General features: G+C 73.4%; 10 protein-coding genes. 9 read left to right on the top strand and 1 reads right to left on the bottom strand.

What is annotated here, in order from left to right; genetic code table 11:
- Window positions 1-138: 138 nt before the first annotated feature.
- The gene (gene serC, locus ACH4UM_RS20220; protein ID WP_398180883.1) at window positions 139-1,257 is read right to left on the bottom strand and encodes a phosphoserine transaminase; all 1,119 of its coding nucleotides are present in this window, start codon (window positions 1,255-1,257) and stop codon (window positions 139-141) included.
- Window positions 1,258-1,447: 190 nt separating this feature from the next.
- Here serC and ACH4UM_RS20215 point away from each other — a divergent pair, with 190 nt between their 5' ends.
- The 9 genes from ACH4UM_RS20215 (at window position 1,448) to ACH4UM_RS20175 (ending at window position 15,288) form a co-directional block, all read left to right on the top strand.
- On the top strand, window positions 1,448-4,435 hold the full coding sequence (locus ACH4UM_RS20215) for an FAD-binding and (Fe-S)-binding domain-containing protein (RefSeq protein WP_398180880.1): 2,988 nt from the start codon (window positions 1,448-1,450) through the stop codon (window positions 4,433-4,435).
- Window positions 4,436-4,594: 159 nt separating this feature from the next.
- A complete protein-coding gene (locus tag ACH4UM_RS20210; RefSeq protein ID WP_398180878.1) occupies window positions 4,595-4,729 on the top strand; it encodes a hypothetical protein in 135 nt (44 codons plus the stop codon).
- A gap of 219 nt (window positions 4,730-4,948) precedes the next feature.
- Window positions 4,949-6,922, top strand: a complete 1,974-nt coding sequence (locus ACH4UM_RS20205; RefSeq protein WP_398181409.1) for an ABC transporter ATP-binding protein — start codon at window positions 4,949-4,951, stop codon at window positions 6,920-6,922.
- A 160-nt stretch (window positions 6,923-7,082) separates the two neighbouring features.
- A complete protein-coding gene (locus tag ACH4UM_RS20200; protein ID WP_398181406.1) occupies window positions 7,083-7,982 on the top strand; it encodes an EamA family transporter in 900 nt (299 codons plus the stop codon).
- 122 nt (window positions 7,983-8,104) lie between these two features.
- Complete coding sequence (locus tag ACH4UM_RS20195; RefSeq protein ID WP_398180875.1) at window positions 8,105-8,899, top strand: TIGR03084 family metal-binding protein; 795 nt, start codon at window positions 8,105-8,107, stop codon at window positions 8,897-8,899.
- The gene (locus tag ACH4UM_RS20190) at window positions 8,896-10,632 is read left to right on the top strand and encodes an acyclic terpene utilization AtuA family protein (RefSeq protein ID WP_398180872.1); all 1,737 of its coding nucleotides are present in this window, start codon (window positions 8,896-8,898) and stop codon (window positions 10,630-10,632) included. Before ACH4UM_RS20195 ends, ACH4UM_RS20190 begins: the two co-directional genes overlap by 4 nt.
- Window positions 10,629-12,227, top strand: a complete 1,599-nt coding sequence (locus ACH4UM_RS20185; protein ID WP_398180869.1) for an acyl-CoA carboxylase subunit beta — start codon at window positions 10,629-10,631, stop codon at window positions 12,225-12,227. Before ACH4UM_RS20190 ends, ACH4UM_RS20185 begins: the two co-directional genes overlap by 4 nt.
- A gap of 8 nt (window positions 12,228-12,235) precedes the next feature.
- Window positions 12,236-14,131, top strand: coding sequence for a biotin carboxylase N-terminal domain-containing protein (locus ACH4UM_RS20180; RefSeq protein WP_398180866.1), 1,896 nt, complete (start codon window positions 12,236-12,238; stop codon window positions 14,129-14,131).
- 5 nt (window positions 14,132-14,136) lie between these two features.
- Window positions 14,137-15,288, top strand: coding sequence for an acyl-CoA dehydrogenase family protein (locus ACH4UM_RS20175; RefSeq protein WP_398181403.1), 1,152 nt, complete (start codon window positions 14,137-14,139; stop codon window positions 15,286-15,288).
- Window positions 15,289-15,296: the final 8 nt, after the last annotated feature.

The raw sequence follows: 15,296 nt of genomic DNA, 5'->3' as shown, positions 1-15,296 counted from the left end.
CGGGGGGGGGGGGGGGGGGGGGGGGGGGGGGTTGGTGCCGGGGGGGGGGGGGGGGGGGGCCCCCGCCCCCCCCCCCCCCCCCCACCCCGCCGTTCACCGATCCGAACTGATTCGAGCTGATCCGCGCGGAGAGGACGGCTACAGCTTCTCGATCACGTAGTCGATGCACTTGGTCAGGGCCTCGACGTCCGCCGGGTCGACGGCCGGGAACATGGCGACGCGGAGCTGGTTGCGGCCGAGCTTGCGGTAGGGCTCGGTGTCGACGATGCCGCCTGCGCGCAGGACCTTGGCGACGGCGGCGGCGTCGATGTCGTCGGAGAAGTCGATGGTGCCGATGACCTGGGAGCGCTTGGCCGGGTCGGTGACGAACGGGCTGGCGTACTTGACGTCCTCGGCCCAGCCGTAAAGCGTGCGCGAGGAGGTGGCGGTGCGGCGGACCGCCCAGTCCAGGCCGCCCTGGCCGTTGATCCACTCCAGCTGCTGGTTCAGGAGGAAGAGCGTGGCGAGGGCCGGGGTGTTGTACGTCTGGTTCTTGCGGGAGTTGTCGATCGCCGTGGGGAGCGAGAAGAACTCCGGGATGTGCCGGCCGCTCGCGTGGACGCGCTCGGCGCGCTCGATCGCGGCGGGGGAGAACACGCCGATCCACAGGCCGCCGTCGGAGGCGAAGGACTTCTGCGGGGCGAAGTAGTACACGTCGGTCTCGGCGACGTCGACCGGGAGGCCGCCGGCGCCGGAGGTGGCGTCGACCAGGACCAGGGCGCCCTCGTCGGCACCGGCCACGCGCTTGATGGGCATGGCGACACCGGTGGAGGTCTCGTTGTGCGTGAAGGCGTAGACGTCGACGCCCTCGCGCGCGACCGCCTCGGGGTGCGTGCCGGGGTCGGTGGAGATGACGTCCGGCTCGGCCAGCCAGGGGGCGAGCTTCGACGCCTTGGCGAACTTCGAGCTGAACTCACCGAAGGTGAGGTGCTGCGACCTGTTCTCGATCAGGCCGTGCGTCGCGATGTCCCAGAACGCGGTGGAGCCGCCGTTGCCGAGTACGACCTCGTAGCCGTCGGGGAGCTGGAAGAGCTCGCCGATGCCCTCGCGCACCTTGCCGACCAGGTTCTTGACCGGGGCCTGGCGGTGGGACGTGCCGAGCAGGGACTTACCCGTGGCGGCGAGGGCGTCCAGCGCCTCCGTCCGCACCTTGGAGGGACCCGCGCCGAAACGGCCGTCCGCGGGCTTGATGTCGTCAGGAATCTGGATCTCAGCCACGAGCCGGAGGGTATCTCTTCGGTGAAACCGGACGGAAACGTGTCCGTCCGGTGAGACGTGTCCGATGAGACGACTTTCGCCGCCCGGCGGGCTCGTCGAGAGCTACGAGGTCTGCGTGCCTGCGAGGCCGCCGGCCTCCGCCGTCACGGTCGGTGACCGGACTGTCGGTGGTCGCGTGCATCCTGGACGCATGACCGATCTCTCGGATCCCTCGGAGCTCGCGGCGGGGCTGGAGGCGGAGCTGCGCCGGGCCGTCCGGGGCGGTGACGTGGACTTCCGTGTCACCGCCCGGGCGCTGGTCACCATGGACGCGTCCAACTACCGGCGCGTCCCGCTGGGCGTGGTGGCCCCGCGGGACGCCGACGACGTGGCGGCGGTGCTCGAGGTGTGCCGGGTGCACGGCGTGCCGGTGGTGGCGCGGGGCGGCGGGACGTCGATCGCGGGGCAGGCGACCGGGACGGGAGTCGTCCTGGACTTCACCCGGCACATGAACCGGCTGCTCGCCCTCGACCCGGACACGCGTACCGCCGTCGTCCAGCCCGGCCTCGTGCTGGACCGGCTCCAGGAGGCCGCCGCGCCGCACGGGCTGCGCTTCGGCCCCGACCCCTCCACGCACGGCCGGTGCACTCTCGGCGGGATGATCGGCAACAACTCGTGCGGCTCGCACTCGGTGGCCTGGGGGACGACCGCGGACAGTGTGCGGGAGCTGTCCGTGCTCACCGCGCGCGGGCGGCGGCTGCGGCTCGGGCCGGACTGGGCCGGGGCCCCGCGGGGGCTGCGGGAGCTGGCCGAGGGGGAGTTGGCGCGGCTGCGCACCGGCTTTCCAAAGGAGCTGCCCCGCCGGATCTCCGGGTACGCGCTGGACGCCCTGCTGCCCGAGAAGGGCGCGGACGTGGCGCGGTCCTTCTGCGGCTCGGAGGGCACGCTGGGTGTGCTGACCGAGGCGGTCCTGCGGCTGGTCGAGGCCCCCCGCGCGCGGGCGCTGGCCGTGCTGGGGTACGCCGACGAGGGCGCCGCCGCCGAGGCCGCGGCGGGGCTGGTGCCGTGGGGGTCCCCCCGCTGGAGCGAAGGCGGTGGTGGGGGACGGCCGCTGACGGTGGAGGGGATGGCGCGCGACCTGGTGCCGGGCACGGCCGCCGGGCTGCCGCGCGGGGACGCCTGGCTGTTCGTGGAGACCGGCGGGGAGTCGGCGGCTCAGGCACGCGCGCGAGCGGAGGCGGTCGTGCGCGCGGCCGACGCCGTGGACGCGCTCGTCGTCACCGATCAGGCCGCGCAGGGCGCGCTGTGGCGGGTCCGCGAGGACGCGAGCGGTACGGCGACGCGGATGCCGGACGGCACTGAGGCGTGGCCCGGCTGGGAGGACTGCGCGGTGCCACCGGCCCGGCTGGGCGCGTATCTGCGGGAGTTCCGGGGGCTGCTGGCCGCCCACGGGCTGCGCGGCACGCCCTACGGGCACTTCGGGGACGGCTGCATCCACGTCCGCATCGACTTCGACCTGCTGACCGAGGCGGGGGTCGGCCGGTTCCGGCGGTTCTCCCAGGAGCTGGCCGAGCTGGTGGTGGCGCACGGCGGTTCGCTGTCCGGGGAGCACGGCGACGGGCAGGCCCGGGCCGAGCTGCTGCCGAGGATGTACGGCGCGGAAATGGTCGGCCTGTTCGAGCGGGCCAAGGCCGTCTGGGACCCGGACGACCTGCTCAACCCCGGGATGCTGGTCCGTCCGGCCCCCCTGGACGCCAACCTCCGTTTCGCCGTGCTGCCGCGCGAGCCCGTCGACGTGGCCTTCGGCTACCCGGCCGACGGCGGGGACTTCGCGGCGGCGGTGCGCCGGTGCGTCGGGGTCGCGAAGTGCCGTACGGCGGAGGTGTCCGGCGCCGGGGTGATGTGTCCGTCCTTCCGGGCCACCGGCGCGGAGGAGCACTCCACGCGCGGGCGTGCCCGGCTGCTGCACGAGATGCTCGCGGGCGAGCTGGTGACCGACGGCTGGCGGTCGACGGAGGTCCGCGACGCGCTCGACCTGTGCCTGTCGTGCAAGGGCTGCCGGTCCGACTGCCCGGTGGGCGTCGACATGGCCACGTACAAGGCGGAGTTCCTGCACCACCACTACGCCGGGCGGCGCCGCCCGGCCGCCCACTACTCCATGGGGTGGCTTCCGGTGTGGCTGCGCTGGGCGGCGCGTACACGCATCGCGCCGTTGGTGAACGCGCTCGCCGCTGTGCGGCCGTCGGCGGCAGCGGCCAAACGGCTGGCCGGAATCGCACCCGAAAGAGGGATCCCGCGGCTGGCGCCGGAGCCGTTCACCCGATGGTGGCGCAGACGGCCGGGCGAAGGAGAGGGGCCGGGCGAAGGAGAGGGGCCGGGCGAAGGAGAGGGGCCGGGCGAGCTGGTGGTCCTGTGGCCGGACACCTTCACCGAGCACCTCTCGCCGTCCGTCGGCCGGGCGGCCGTACGGGTGCTGGAGGCGGCCGGGCTGCGGGTGGCGCTGCCCCCGAGTCTGCGCCTGCGCAGACCCCCGGTGGGCGACGGACGGTCGGCGTTGGTGAACCCGGTGTCGCTCCTGCGGGGCCGGGGCCGGGTGTGCTGCGGCCTGACGTACATCTCGACGGGCCAGCTCGACCGCGCCCGCGCGGTGCTGCTGCACACCCTCGACCTGATGGCACCGGTCCTGGAGACCGACGCCCCGGTCGTCGTCCTGGAGCCGAGCTGTGCCGCCGCGCTGCGCACCGACCTGCCGGACCTGCTGCCCGACGACCCGCGCGCCCGGCGCCTGGCCGACCGCGTGCTGACCTTCGCCGAGACCCTGGAGCGCCACGCTCCCGGCTGGAGCCCGCCCCTGCTGGACCGCCCGGTGGCCGGCCAGACCCACTGCCACCAGCACGCCGTCCTCGGCGACGCGGCCGACCGCCGCCTGCGCGCGGCGGCGGGCCTGACCGGCGAACTCTCCGGCGGCTGCTGCGGCCTGGCCGGCAACTTCGGCTTCGAGCAGGGCCACTGGGAGGTGTCCAGGGCCTGCGCCGGGGAACAGCTCCTGCCCGCCGTACGCGGAGCCGCCGAGGGGACGGTGATCCTGGCGGACGGTTTCTCCTGCCGCACCCAGCTGGAGCAACTGGCGGGAGTGCGGGGGCGGCATCTGGCGGAGGTGCTCGCCCAGGCACTGGAGGGCCGTCACCAAGGCGGCTGACAGGTTCGTCGGGGAACACCCAGCTCCGCCAACCAATTCCCAGGCTTTTCAAGGGAATTCACAGCTCGGCTTTGCCTTTGTCCGGGCGGTCGGCGTGTAACTTCTTCGGTGTCGGGAATTCCCCGGCCCTCTGCACCGCAGAAACACCTAGGAGTCGAAATGAGCTTCAAGAAGCTTGCCCCGCTGCCCCCGAAGCCCAGGGCGAAGCAGCTCCCCCCGCCGCCGAAGCCGAAGCCGCGGAAGAAGCACCAGCACAAGCCGCTGCCCAAGCCGATCCCCGGTCAGCACTGCTGACCCCGCCTGACCTGGGCAGGCAGTGAGGGTGAGGGCCGGTGGTGCACAATCGGCCCTCTTCCCGAATACGACGGAAATGCGCACGCAATTGCGCGGTGCGCACGGTGCGCGTCTTATCGGCGAGGGAAACGGAGCGCTGTCGTGTCGAAATCCGTCGTGGCGGAATCCGGGGAATGCGGTGAGTGCGACGAGCGTGATCCTGAATGCGAGGGCGACGGCATCCCCACTATTTCCGCCCGTACCGCATTCCGCCGTTTCTGGCCGCTGACCGTGGGCCTGCGCCGCGGGTTGCTGGTCGTCTGGCTGTGCACGGTGCTCGCCGCGCTCGCCGAGACCGAGGCCGTCCTCGTCTTCGGCGATCTCACCGACCACGCCCTGGAGAAGGGGTCGCTCGCCGCGTTCTGGACGCCGGCCGCCAAGTGGCTGAGCGTCGCCGTGGCCGGCGCGATCGTCGCCTACGCCGGCAACTCGCTGGCCGCGTGGGTGACCGAACGGTTCGTGATGCGGCTGCGCGAGCACGTCTTCGACCATGTGCAGCGGCTGCCGCCGCACTTCTTCCAGCAGCACCGCCAGGGCGACCTGCTGTCCCGGCTGACCAGTGATGTGGAGGCCATCGAGACGATGGTCGTGTCCGGCCTGGTCGGCGCGGCCTCCGCCGCCTTCAGCGCGCTCTTCTACGCGGCCGCCGCCTGCTGGCTGCGCTGGGACCTGGCCGCGGCCACCTTCGTCCTCGCGCCCCTCTTCTGGCTGGCCGCCCGCCGCTTCTCCGGTTCCATCAGGGACGTCTCCCGCGCGGGCCGGGTCGCCGACGGCGCGATCACCTCCGTGGTCGAGGAGTCCCTCGGCAACATCGTCCTCACCCAGGCCTACGACCGCCGGGACGCCGAGCGGCGGCGGCTGAACGAGGAGGCGAGCGCCTGGTTCCGCGCCGCGGTCCGCTCGACCCGGCTGAACGAGGCGTACGAGCAGCTGGTGCAGGTCATCGAGACGGTGTGCGTCCTCGCGGTGATCGGCATCGGCGCCTGGGAGATCTCCACCGGCCGGATGACCCTGGGGCAGCTGCTCGCCTTCGCGGCCTTCCTCGGCTACCTCTACCCACCCGTGCGCGCACTGGCCCAGCTCGGTCTCACGGTCACCGCGGCCACCGCCGGCGCCGAACGGCTGATCGAGATCCTGGACGTCGTGCCCTCGGTCACCGACCCCCGGCACGCCGCGGACACCGGCCGGCCCGACGGCACCGTCGAGGTCCGGGACGTCTCCTTCCGCTACCCGGGCGCCGATCGCGCGGCCCTGGAGGGCCTGTCGTTCACGGTCAGGCCCGGCGAGCTGGTGATCGTCACCGGCCCGAGCGGCGCGGGCAAGTCCACGGTCTCCAAGCTCCTGCTGCGCTTCTACGACCCGGACGCGGGCGAGGTCCTCCTGGACGGTGTCCCCCTGAGGGACTTCCCGCTGGCCCGGCTGCGCGAGTACGTCACCCTGCTCCCGCAGGAGACGCTGGTTCTGCACGACACGGTCCGTGCCAACATCGCCTGCGGCCGTCCGGGCGCCAGCGGGCACGCGATCGTCGAGGCGGCAAAGGCGGCCGACGCGCACGAATTCGTCCTGCGGCTGCCCGACGGCTACGACACCAGGGTCGACCCGAACTCCGCCCGCCTGTCGGGCGGCCAGCTCCAGCGTCTGGCCATCGCCCGCGCCATCCTGCGGGACGCGCCGGTGCTGGTGCTCGACGAGCCGACGACCGGCCTGGACGCGATGGCCGCCCGCCGGGTGCTGGGACCGCTGCGGCGCCTGATGGCCGGCCGCACCACCGTCATGATCACCCACGACCTCAACCTCGCCCCCGACGCCGACCGCATCCTGGTCGTCGACCGCGGTCGCATCGTCGAGGCCGGCCACCACGAGGAGCTGCTGGCGCGCGGTGGGGTGTATGCGCGTCTGCACCGCTCGCAGAACAACGCGGTGACGGACACCGCGGAGCTGCGGATGCCGCTGTTCACGGAGGAGCAGGCGGCCCCGCCGGTGCACGTGTACGCGCCCACGGACCAGTACGGCTACGGCCACGACCACGGCGCATGCGCCGCGGGGGCGGCTGGGACCCAGCCGTCGTCCGGGGCCTACGCGTCCCTCCCCGCCACGCTGCCCGACGGCCGCCCCCTGTTCCGGGACGAGGAGCCCTGGCCGCCGCGGGCCTGATCTCAGCATCCAGGACAGTTGCATAAGGGGTTCGCACTCCTGACGGGGTCTATTACCCTGGACTCGGTAGTACATTGAGATGAACACGATCTGATCCGAGCCAGCCCCAGGACCGCCCGTGCGCACCGTCAGCAACTCCAGTGCACCTTCCTCGACGTCCGTGACGCCGCAATCGCCGCGCCCCCCGCGCCGGTTCGGCTCGCTCGGACCGGTCGGCCTGGTGCTGGCCGGCGGGATCTCCGTGCAGTTCGGCGGCGCCCTGGCCGTGACGCTGATGCCGAGGGCGGGTGCGCTGGGCGTCGTGAGCCTGCGGCTGCTGGTGGCCGCGATCGTGCTGCTGCTGGTCTGCCGGCCCCGGCTGCGCGGGCACTCGCGCGCCGACTGGGGCACGGTCGTCGTCTTCGGCGTCGTCATGGCCGCGATGAACGGCCTCTTCTATCAGGCCGTCGCCCGTATCCCGCTCGGCCCCGCCGTCACCCTCGAGGTCCTCGGCCCGCTCGCCCTGTCGGTCCTGGTCTCGCGCCGCGCGATCAACCTCGTATGGGCGGGGCTCGCCCTGGCCGGCGTCTTCCTGCTCGGCGGCGGGGGCTTCAGCGGCCTCGATCCGGCCGGTGTCGCCTTCGCGCTCGGCGCGGGCGCGATGTGGGCGGTGTACATCGTCTTCAGCGCCCGCACGGGCCGGCGCTTCCCCCAGGCCGACGGGCTGGCCCTGGCGATGGCGGTCGGTGCGGTGCTGTTCCTGCCGCTGGGCCTCGCCGAGTCGGGGGCGAAGCTCGCCGACCCGGTGACGTTCGGGCTGGGCGCGGCGGTGGCGTTGCTGTCCTCCGTCCTGCCGTACACGCTCGAACTGCTCGCCCTGCGCCGCCTGCCCGCCCCCACCTTCGCGATCCTCATGAGCCTGGAACCGGCCATCGCCGCCACGGCCGGCTTCCTCGTCCTGGGCCAGTCCCTCTCCCCGGCGGAGGCGGTCGCCATCGCCCTGGTCATCGCGGCGAGCATGGGGGCGGTTCGGACGCAGGTGAGGCAGGGAAGGGCGCCGGTGGCAGGGGTGGATTCCTGACCGCCCGCCCGGCACGGTGAGCCGGTGACGGCGTAGGCGTAGGCGCACCATCGCGCCACGCTGGGCCAAAAAAGCATGCAAGCATGCTTGATTGTTTCTGGGCGTGCTGCCATGCTCCCCCCATGTCCGATCCGACGCCCGTGTTCGACGATCTGCGTGAGGAAAGCGATGAACTCGACCGGCTGGTGGCCGGGTTGAGTCATGGGCAGTGGGCGCTCGCCACGCCCGCGCCCGGCTGGAGCGTCGCCCACCAGATCGCGCACCTCGCCTGGACCGACCGGTCCGCGCTCCTCGCCGTCACCGACGCGGACGGCTTCCACGCCCTGGTGGAGAAGGCGCTCGCCGCGCCGGACTCCTTCGTGGACCAGGGGGCGGAGGAGGGTGCCCGGCTGCCGCCCGGCGAGCTGCTGGAACGGTGGCGGGAAGGCCGCACCGCGCTGGACAAGGCGCTGCGCGCGGCCCCGCCCGGCGCGCGCTTCCCCTGGTACGGGCCGCCCATGTCCGGTGCCTCCATGGCCACCGGGCGGCTCATGGAGACCTGGGCCCACGGGCAGGACGTGGCGGACGCGCTGGGTGTGGTGCGCACACCCACCGACCGGCTCCGGCATGTGGTGCGCATCGGGGTGCGGGCGCGCGACTTCGCCTTCGCGGCGCGCGGGCTGCCGGTGCCCGGCGAGGAGATCCGCGTGGAGGTCCGCGGTCCCTCCGGGGAGCTGTGGGCGTACGGGCCCGAGGACGCATCCCAGCGGGTCACCGGGCCCGCCCTCGACTTCTGCCTCCTGGTCACCCAGCGCGCCCACCGCGCCGACCTCGCCGTACGCGCCGAGGGTCCGGACGCCGACCGCTGGCTGGACATCGCCCAGGCCTTCGCCGGGCCGCCCGGCGCCGGCCGCGCGCCGAAGGGGGCGACCGGGTGACCCTGCGCATCGGCAACGCCTCCGGCTTCTACGGCGACCGCTTCGACGCCATGCGCGAGATGCTCACCGGCGGCGAACTGGACGTCCTCACCGGCGACTACCTCGCCGAGCTGACCATGCTGATCCTGGGCCGCGACCGGCTCAAGGACCCCGCCGCCGGATACGCCCGCACCTTCCTCGGGCAACTGGAGGAATGTCTCGGACTCGCCCACGAGCGCGGTGTACGGATCGTGACGAACGCCGGCGGGCTCAACCCCGCCGGGCTCGCCGACCGGGTGCGGGAGCTGGCCGGCCGACTGGGCCTCCCCGTGCGCGTCGCGCACGTCGAGGGCGACGACCTCACCGCCTCCCTCCCCCAGGTTCTCGGCCCCGCTCGAGCAGGCGGGAGCTCCACCGGCGCCCTCGCCGCCCACGCCTATCTCGGCGGCTTCGGGATCGCCGAGTGCCTGCGCGCCGGCGCGGACGTCGTCGTCACCGGGCGGGTCACCGACGCGGCCCTGGTCACCGGGCCCGCCGCCGCCCACTTCGGCTGGCGGCCGGGCGAGCCGGGGGACTACGACCGGCTCGCGGGCGCGGTCGTCGCCGGGCATGTGCTGGAGTGCGGGGCGCAGGCCACCGGCGGCAACTACGCCTTCTTCGCCGACCACGCCCTGCAACGGCTGCGCCACCCCGGCTTCCCGGTCGCCGAGATCCACGCCGACGGAACCTCGGTCATCACCAAGCACCCCGGCACCGGCGGAATCGTGGACGTCGGCACGGTGACCGCCCAGCTGCTGTACGAGACGGGCGGCGCCCGGTACGCCGGGCCCGATGTCACGGCGCGGCTGGACACCGTACGGCTGAGCCAGGACGGGCCCGACCGGGTGCGCGTGGAGGGGGTGCGCGGGGAGGCACCGCCGCCCACCCTCAAGGTCGGGCTAAACCGTCTCGGCGGCTTCCGCAACGAGGTCACCTTCGTCCTCACCGGGCTCGACGTCGAACGCAAGGCCGAGCTCACACGGCAGCAGATGGAGGACGCGCTCGGGTCCGCCAAGTCACCTCCGCGCGAGGTGCGGTGGGACCTGGTGCGCACCGACCGGCCGGACGCCGACACCGAGGAGACGGCGAGCGCGCTGCTCCGGCTGGTCGTACGGGACCGGGACGCGGAGGCCGTGGGACGGGCGTTCAGCGGGGCCGCCGTGGAGCTCGCGCTCGCCGGGTATCCCGGCTTCCATGTGCTGGCGCCCCCCGGCAAGGGTGCGCCCTACGGTGTCTTCGAGGCCGCGTACGTCCCCCGGGACACCGTGGAGCATGTGGCCGTCCTCGATGACGGCCGCCGCATCCCTGTGCCTGCGGTCCAGGACACGCGCGTACCCGACGACCTGCCGCAGCCGCCCCTGCCGGAGCCCCTTCCGCCCGGCCCCACGCGCCGCGCCCCCCTCGGGCTGGTCGCCGGTGCCCGCAGCGGGGACAAGGGCGGGGACGCCAACGTCGGGGTGTGGGCGCGGACCGGTGACGCCTGGCGGTGGCTGGTCCACGAGCTGACCGCCGACCGGTTCCGGCAGCTGATTCCCGAGAGCCGGGCGCTGCCCGTCACCCGGCACGTCCTGCCCAACCTGCGCGCCCTCAACTTCACCGTCGGGGGCATCCTCGGCGAGGGCGTCGCCGCCCAGCACCGGTTCGACCCGCAGGCCAAGGCGCTCGGCGAATGGCTGCGCTCCCGCCACCTGGACATCCCGGAGGTCCTTCTGTGACGGTCCTTTCCTCCGCCCTGGACACCGGCTCGCCCGACTTCCGGGCCAACCGCGAGGCCATGCTCGCAAGGCTCGCCGAGCTCGACGCCGAGCACGCCAAGGCGCTCGCGGGCGGCGGCGCGAAGTACGTCGAGCGGCACCGGGGGCGCGGCAAGCTCCTCGCGCGTGAGCGCATCGAGCTGCTGCTCGACCCCGACACGCCGTTCCTGGAGCTGTCGCCGCTGGCCGCCTGGGGCAGTGACTACGCCGTCGGCGCCTCGCTGGTCACCGGTATCGGGGTCGTCGAGGGCGTGGAGTGCCTGATCACCGCCAACGACCCGACCGTGCGCGGCGGCGCCAGCAACCCGTGGAGCCTGAAGAAGGCGCTGCGGGCCAACGACATCGCGCTCGCCAACCGGCTGCCCTGCATCAGCCTCGTCGAGTCGGGCGGTGCCGATCTGCCCTCCCAGAAGGAGATCTTCATCCCCGGGGGCGCCATCTTCCGGGATCTGACCAGGCTTTCGGCGGCCGGCATCCCGACCGTCGCCGTCGTCTTCGGCAACTCCACCGCCGGCGGCGCCTACGTCCCCGGCATGTCCGACCACGTGATCATGGTCAAGGAGCGGGCGAAGGTGTTCCTCGGCGGGCCGCCGCTGGTGAAGATGGCGACCGGCGAGGAGAGCGACGACGAGTCCCTGGGCGGCGCCGAGATGCACGCGCGCGTGTCGGGCCTCGCCGACCACTTCGCCGTGGACGAGCCCGACGCGCTCAGGCAGGCACGCCGGGTCGTCGCCCGTCTCAACCACCGCAAGGCCCACCCCGATCCCCCCGTCGCAGAGCCACCCAAATACGGCAACGAGGAGCTTCTCGGGATCGTTCCCGGCGATCTGAAGATCCCCTTCGATCCCCGTGAGGTCATCGCCCGGATCGTCGACGCCTCCGACTTCGACGAGTTCAAGCCGCTGTACGGAACGAGCCTCGCCACCGGCTGGGCCACCCTGCACGGCTATCCCGTCGGCATCCTCGCCAACGCGCAGGGCGTGCTGTTCAGCGAGGAGTCGCAGAAGGCCGCCCAGTTCATCCAGCTCGCCAACCAGCGCGACATCCCGCTGCTGTTCCTGCACAACACCACCGGCTACATGGTCGGCCGGGAGTACGAGCAGGGCGGCATCATCAAGCACGGCGCGATGATGATCAATGCGGTGTCGAACTCGCGCGTCCCGCACCTGTCCGTGCTCATGGGCGCCTCCTACGGCGCCGGGCACTACGGCATGTGCGGGCGGGCCTACGACCCGCGCTTCCTGTTCGCCTGGCCCAGCGCCAAGTCCGCGGTGATGGGCCCGCAGCAGCTCGCGGGCGTGCTGTCGATCGTGGCCCGGCAGTCGGCGGCGGCGAAGGGGCAGCCGTACGACGAGGAGGCGGACGCGGCGCTGCGGGCCATGGTGGAGCAGCAGATCGAGTCCGAGTCGCTGCCGATGTTCCTGTCCGGCCGGCTGTACGACGACGGCGTCATCGACCCGCGCGACACCCGCACCGTTCTCGGTCTGTGCCTGTCGGCCGTCCACACCGCGCCCTACGAGGGCGCGCGGGGTGGCTTCGGCGTCTTCCGGATGTGAGGGGTCACGTGATTTCGACGGTACTTGTCGCCAACCGGGGCGAGATCGCCTGCCGGGTCTTCCGCACCTGCGGCGAGCTGGGGATCCGGACGGTCGCCGTGCACTCGGACGCCGACGCCGACGCCCTCCACGCGCGCGTGGCCGACGCCGCCGTACGCCTGCCGGGCGCGACGCCCGCCGAGACGTACCTGCGCGGCGACCTGATCGTGAAGGCCGCGGTGGCGGCCGGCGCGGACGCCGTGCACCCCGGCTACGGCTTCCTCTCCGAGAACGCCGGCTTCGCGCGTGCCGTGCAGGACGCCGGCCTGGTCTGGATCGGGCCGCCGCCTCGGGCCATCGAGGCGATGGCGTCCAAGACCCGCGCCAAGGAGCTGATGGGCATCCAGCCCCTGCACGGCGTCACCGAGGCCGACCTGCCCGTTCTGGTGAAGGCGGCCACGGGCGGCGGCGGGCGCGGGATGCGGGTCGTGCGGCGCCTCGCGGACCTGGACGCCGAACTGGCCGCCGCCCGCGCGGAGGCGGCCGGTGCGTTCGGGGACGGAGAGGTGTTCGCCGAGCCTTTCGTGGAGGGCGGGCGGCACGTCGAGGTGCAGGTCCTCGCCGACACCCACGGCACCGTGTGGGTGCTCGGGACCCGGGACTGCTCCCTCCAGCGCCGCCATCAGAAGGTCGTCGAGGAGGCCCCGGCCCCCGGGCTGCCCGCCGAACTGGAGCGGGAACTGCACGAGATGGCGGTACGGGCCGCCCGCGCCGTCGACTACACCGGCGCCGGCACCGTGGAGTTCCTGGTGGCCGGCGGCCGGGCGCACTTCCTGGAGATGAACACCCGCCTGCAGGTCGAACACCCGGTGACGGAGGCGGTGTTCGGCATCGACCTCGTCGCCCTGCAGATCCGTGTCGCCGAAGGGCACGCCCTGGACCCCGAGCCGCCACGCGCGCGCGGGCACGCGATCGAGGCCCGTCTGTACGCCGAGGACCCGGCCCGCGGCTGGGCCCCGCAGACCGGCACCCTGCACCGTCTCGCCGTCCCGGACGGCGTCCGCCTGGACACCGGCTACACCGACGGCGACACCATCGGCGTCCACTACGACCCCATGCTCGCCAAGGTCGTCGCCCACGCCCCCACGCGCGCGGAGGCGGTCCGCAAGCTCGCCGGCGCCCTGGAGCGGGCCGCCGTCCACGGACCCGTCACCAACCGCGACCTGCTCGTCCGCTCCCTGCGGCACACGGAGTTCGGGCGCGGCCGCATGGACACCGGCTTCTACGACCGCCACCTCGCCGACCTGACCCGGCCCGTCCCCGACCCCTGCGCCCCGCTGGCCGCCGCGCTCGCGGACGCCCACGGCCGCTCCCGGTTCGGCGGCTGGCGCAACCTGTCCTCGCAGCCGCAGGCCAAGCGGTACCTCATGGCGGGCGAGGAGCACGAGGCGCGCTACCGGTACACCCGCGAGGGTCTCGCCGCCGACACCGGCGGGGTGCGGGTCGTGCACGTGGACGCGGGTCTGGTCGTACTCGAAGTGGACGGTGTGCGGCGGAAGTTCGAGGTCGCCCGGTACGGCGACGGCGACCAGGTGTACGTCAACGGCGCCGCCCTCACCGTCCTGCCCCGCTTCCCCGACCCGGCCGCCCAGCGTGCGCCCGGGTCGCTGCTCGCCCCCATGCCCGGCACCGTCGTGCGCATCGCCGACGGGCTGGCCGTGGGAGCCGCCGTACGGGCCGGAGAGCCGCTGCTGTGGCTGGAGGCGATGAAGATGGAGCACAAGATCTCCGCGCCCGTCACAGGGACGCTCAGCGCCCTGCACGCCGCTCCCGGCCGCCAGGTCGAGGTCGGCGCCCTGCTCGCCGTCGTAGAGGCCACCGTCACGGAGGCCACCGTCGTAGAGGCCACCCAGGAGGATCAGTGAGCGCCATGCTGGAAACCGACGAACACAAGGCCCTGCGCGCCGCCGTGGCCGCGCTCGGCAGGCGCTACGGGCGCACGTACGTCACCCGCACCGTCGCCGAGGGCCGCCACCCCGCCGAACTGTGGGCCGAGGCCGGCAAGCTCGGCTACCTGGGGGTCAACCTGCCCGAGGAGTACGGGGGCGGGGGCGGCGGGGTCGCCGAGCTCTCCATCGTGCTGGAGGAACTGGGCGCCGCCGGCTGCCCGCTGCTGATGATGGTCGTCTCGCCCGCCATCTGCGGCACCGTCATCGCCCGCTTCGGCACCGAGGAGCAGAAGCGCACCTGGCTGCCCGGTCTGGCCGACGGCACCCGCACCATGGCCTTCGGGATCACCGAGCCCGACGCCGGCTCCAACTCCCACCGCATCACCACCACCGCCCGCCGCGACGGCGCCGACTGGCTGCTGACCGGCCGCAAGGTGTTCATCTCCGGTGTCGACATCGCCGACGCCGTGCTGATCGTCGGCCGCACCGAGGACGCCCGCACCGGACGCCTCAAGCCGTGCCTGTTCATCGTCCCGCCGGACGCCGAGGGCTTCGAGCGGCGGCCCATCGACATGGAGCTGAACGCCGCCGAGAAGCAGTTCGAGCTGGTCCTGGACGACGTGCGGCTGCCCGCCGGCGCGCTCGTCGGCGACGAGGACGCGGGCCTGCTGCAGTTGTTCGCCGGGCTCAACCCCGAGCGGATCATGACGGCGGCCTTCGCGGTCGGCATGGGCCGCTACGCGCTGTCCCGGGCGATCGAGTACGCGCGCGAGCGCACCGTCTGGAAGTCCCCCATCGGCGCCCACCAGGCCATCGCCCACCCGCTCGCCCAGGCCCACATCGACCTGGAGCTGGCCCGGCTGATGATGCAGAAGGCGGCCCTTCTGTACGACGCCGGGGACGACGTGGGCGCGGGCGAGGCCGCCAACATGGCCAAGTACGCGGCCGGGGAGGCCTGCGTGAAGGCCGTCGACCAGGCCGTGCACACCCTCGGCGGCAACGGCCTCACGCGCGAATTCGGCCTCGCCTCTTTGATAACAGCCGCACGCGTGGCTCGTATTGCTCCGGTGAGCAGGGAGATGATTCTCAACTACGTCTCCCACCAGAGCCTGGGCCTGCCCAAGTCGTACTGACCCGTACC

The sequence above is a fragment of the Streptomyces sp. NPDC020801 genome (assembly GCF_044334385.1).
Classification (GTDB): Bacteria; Actinomycetota; Actinomycetes; order Streptomycetales; family Streptomycetaceae; genus Streptomyces.
This window is presented reverse-complemented; position numbering and strand designations above follow the sequence as displayed.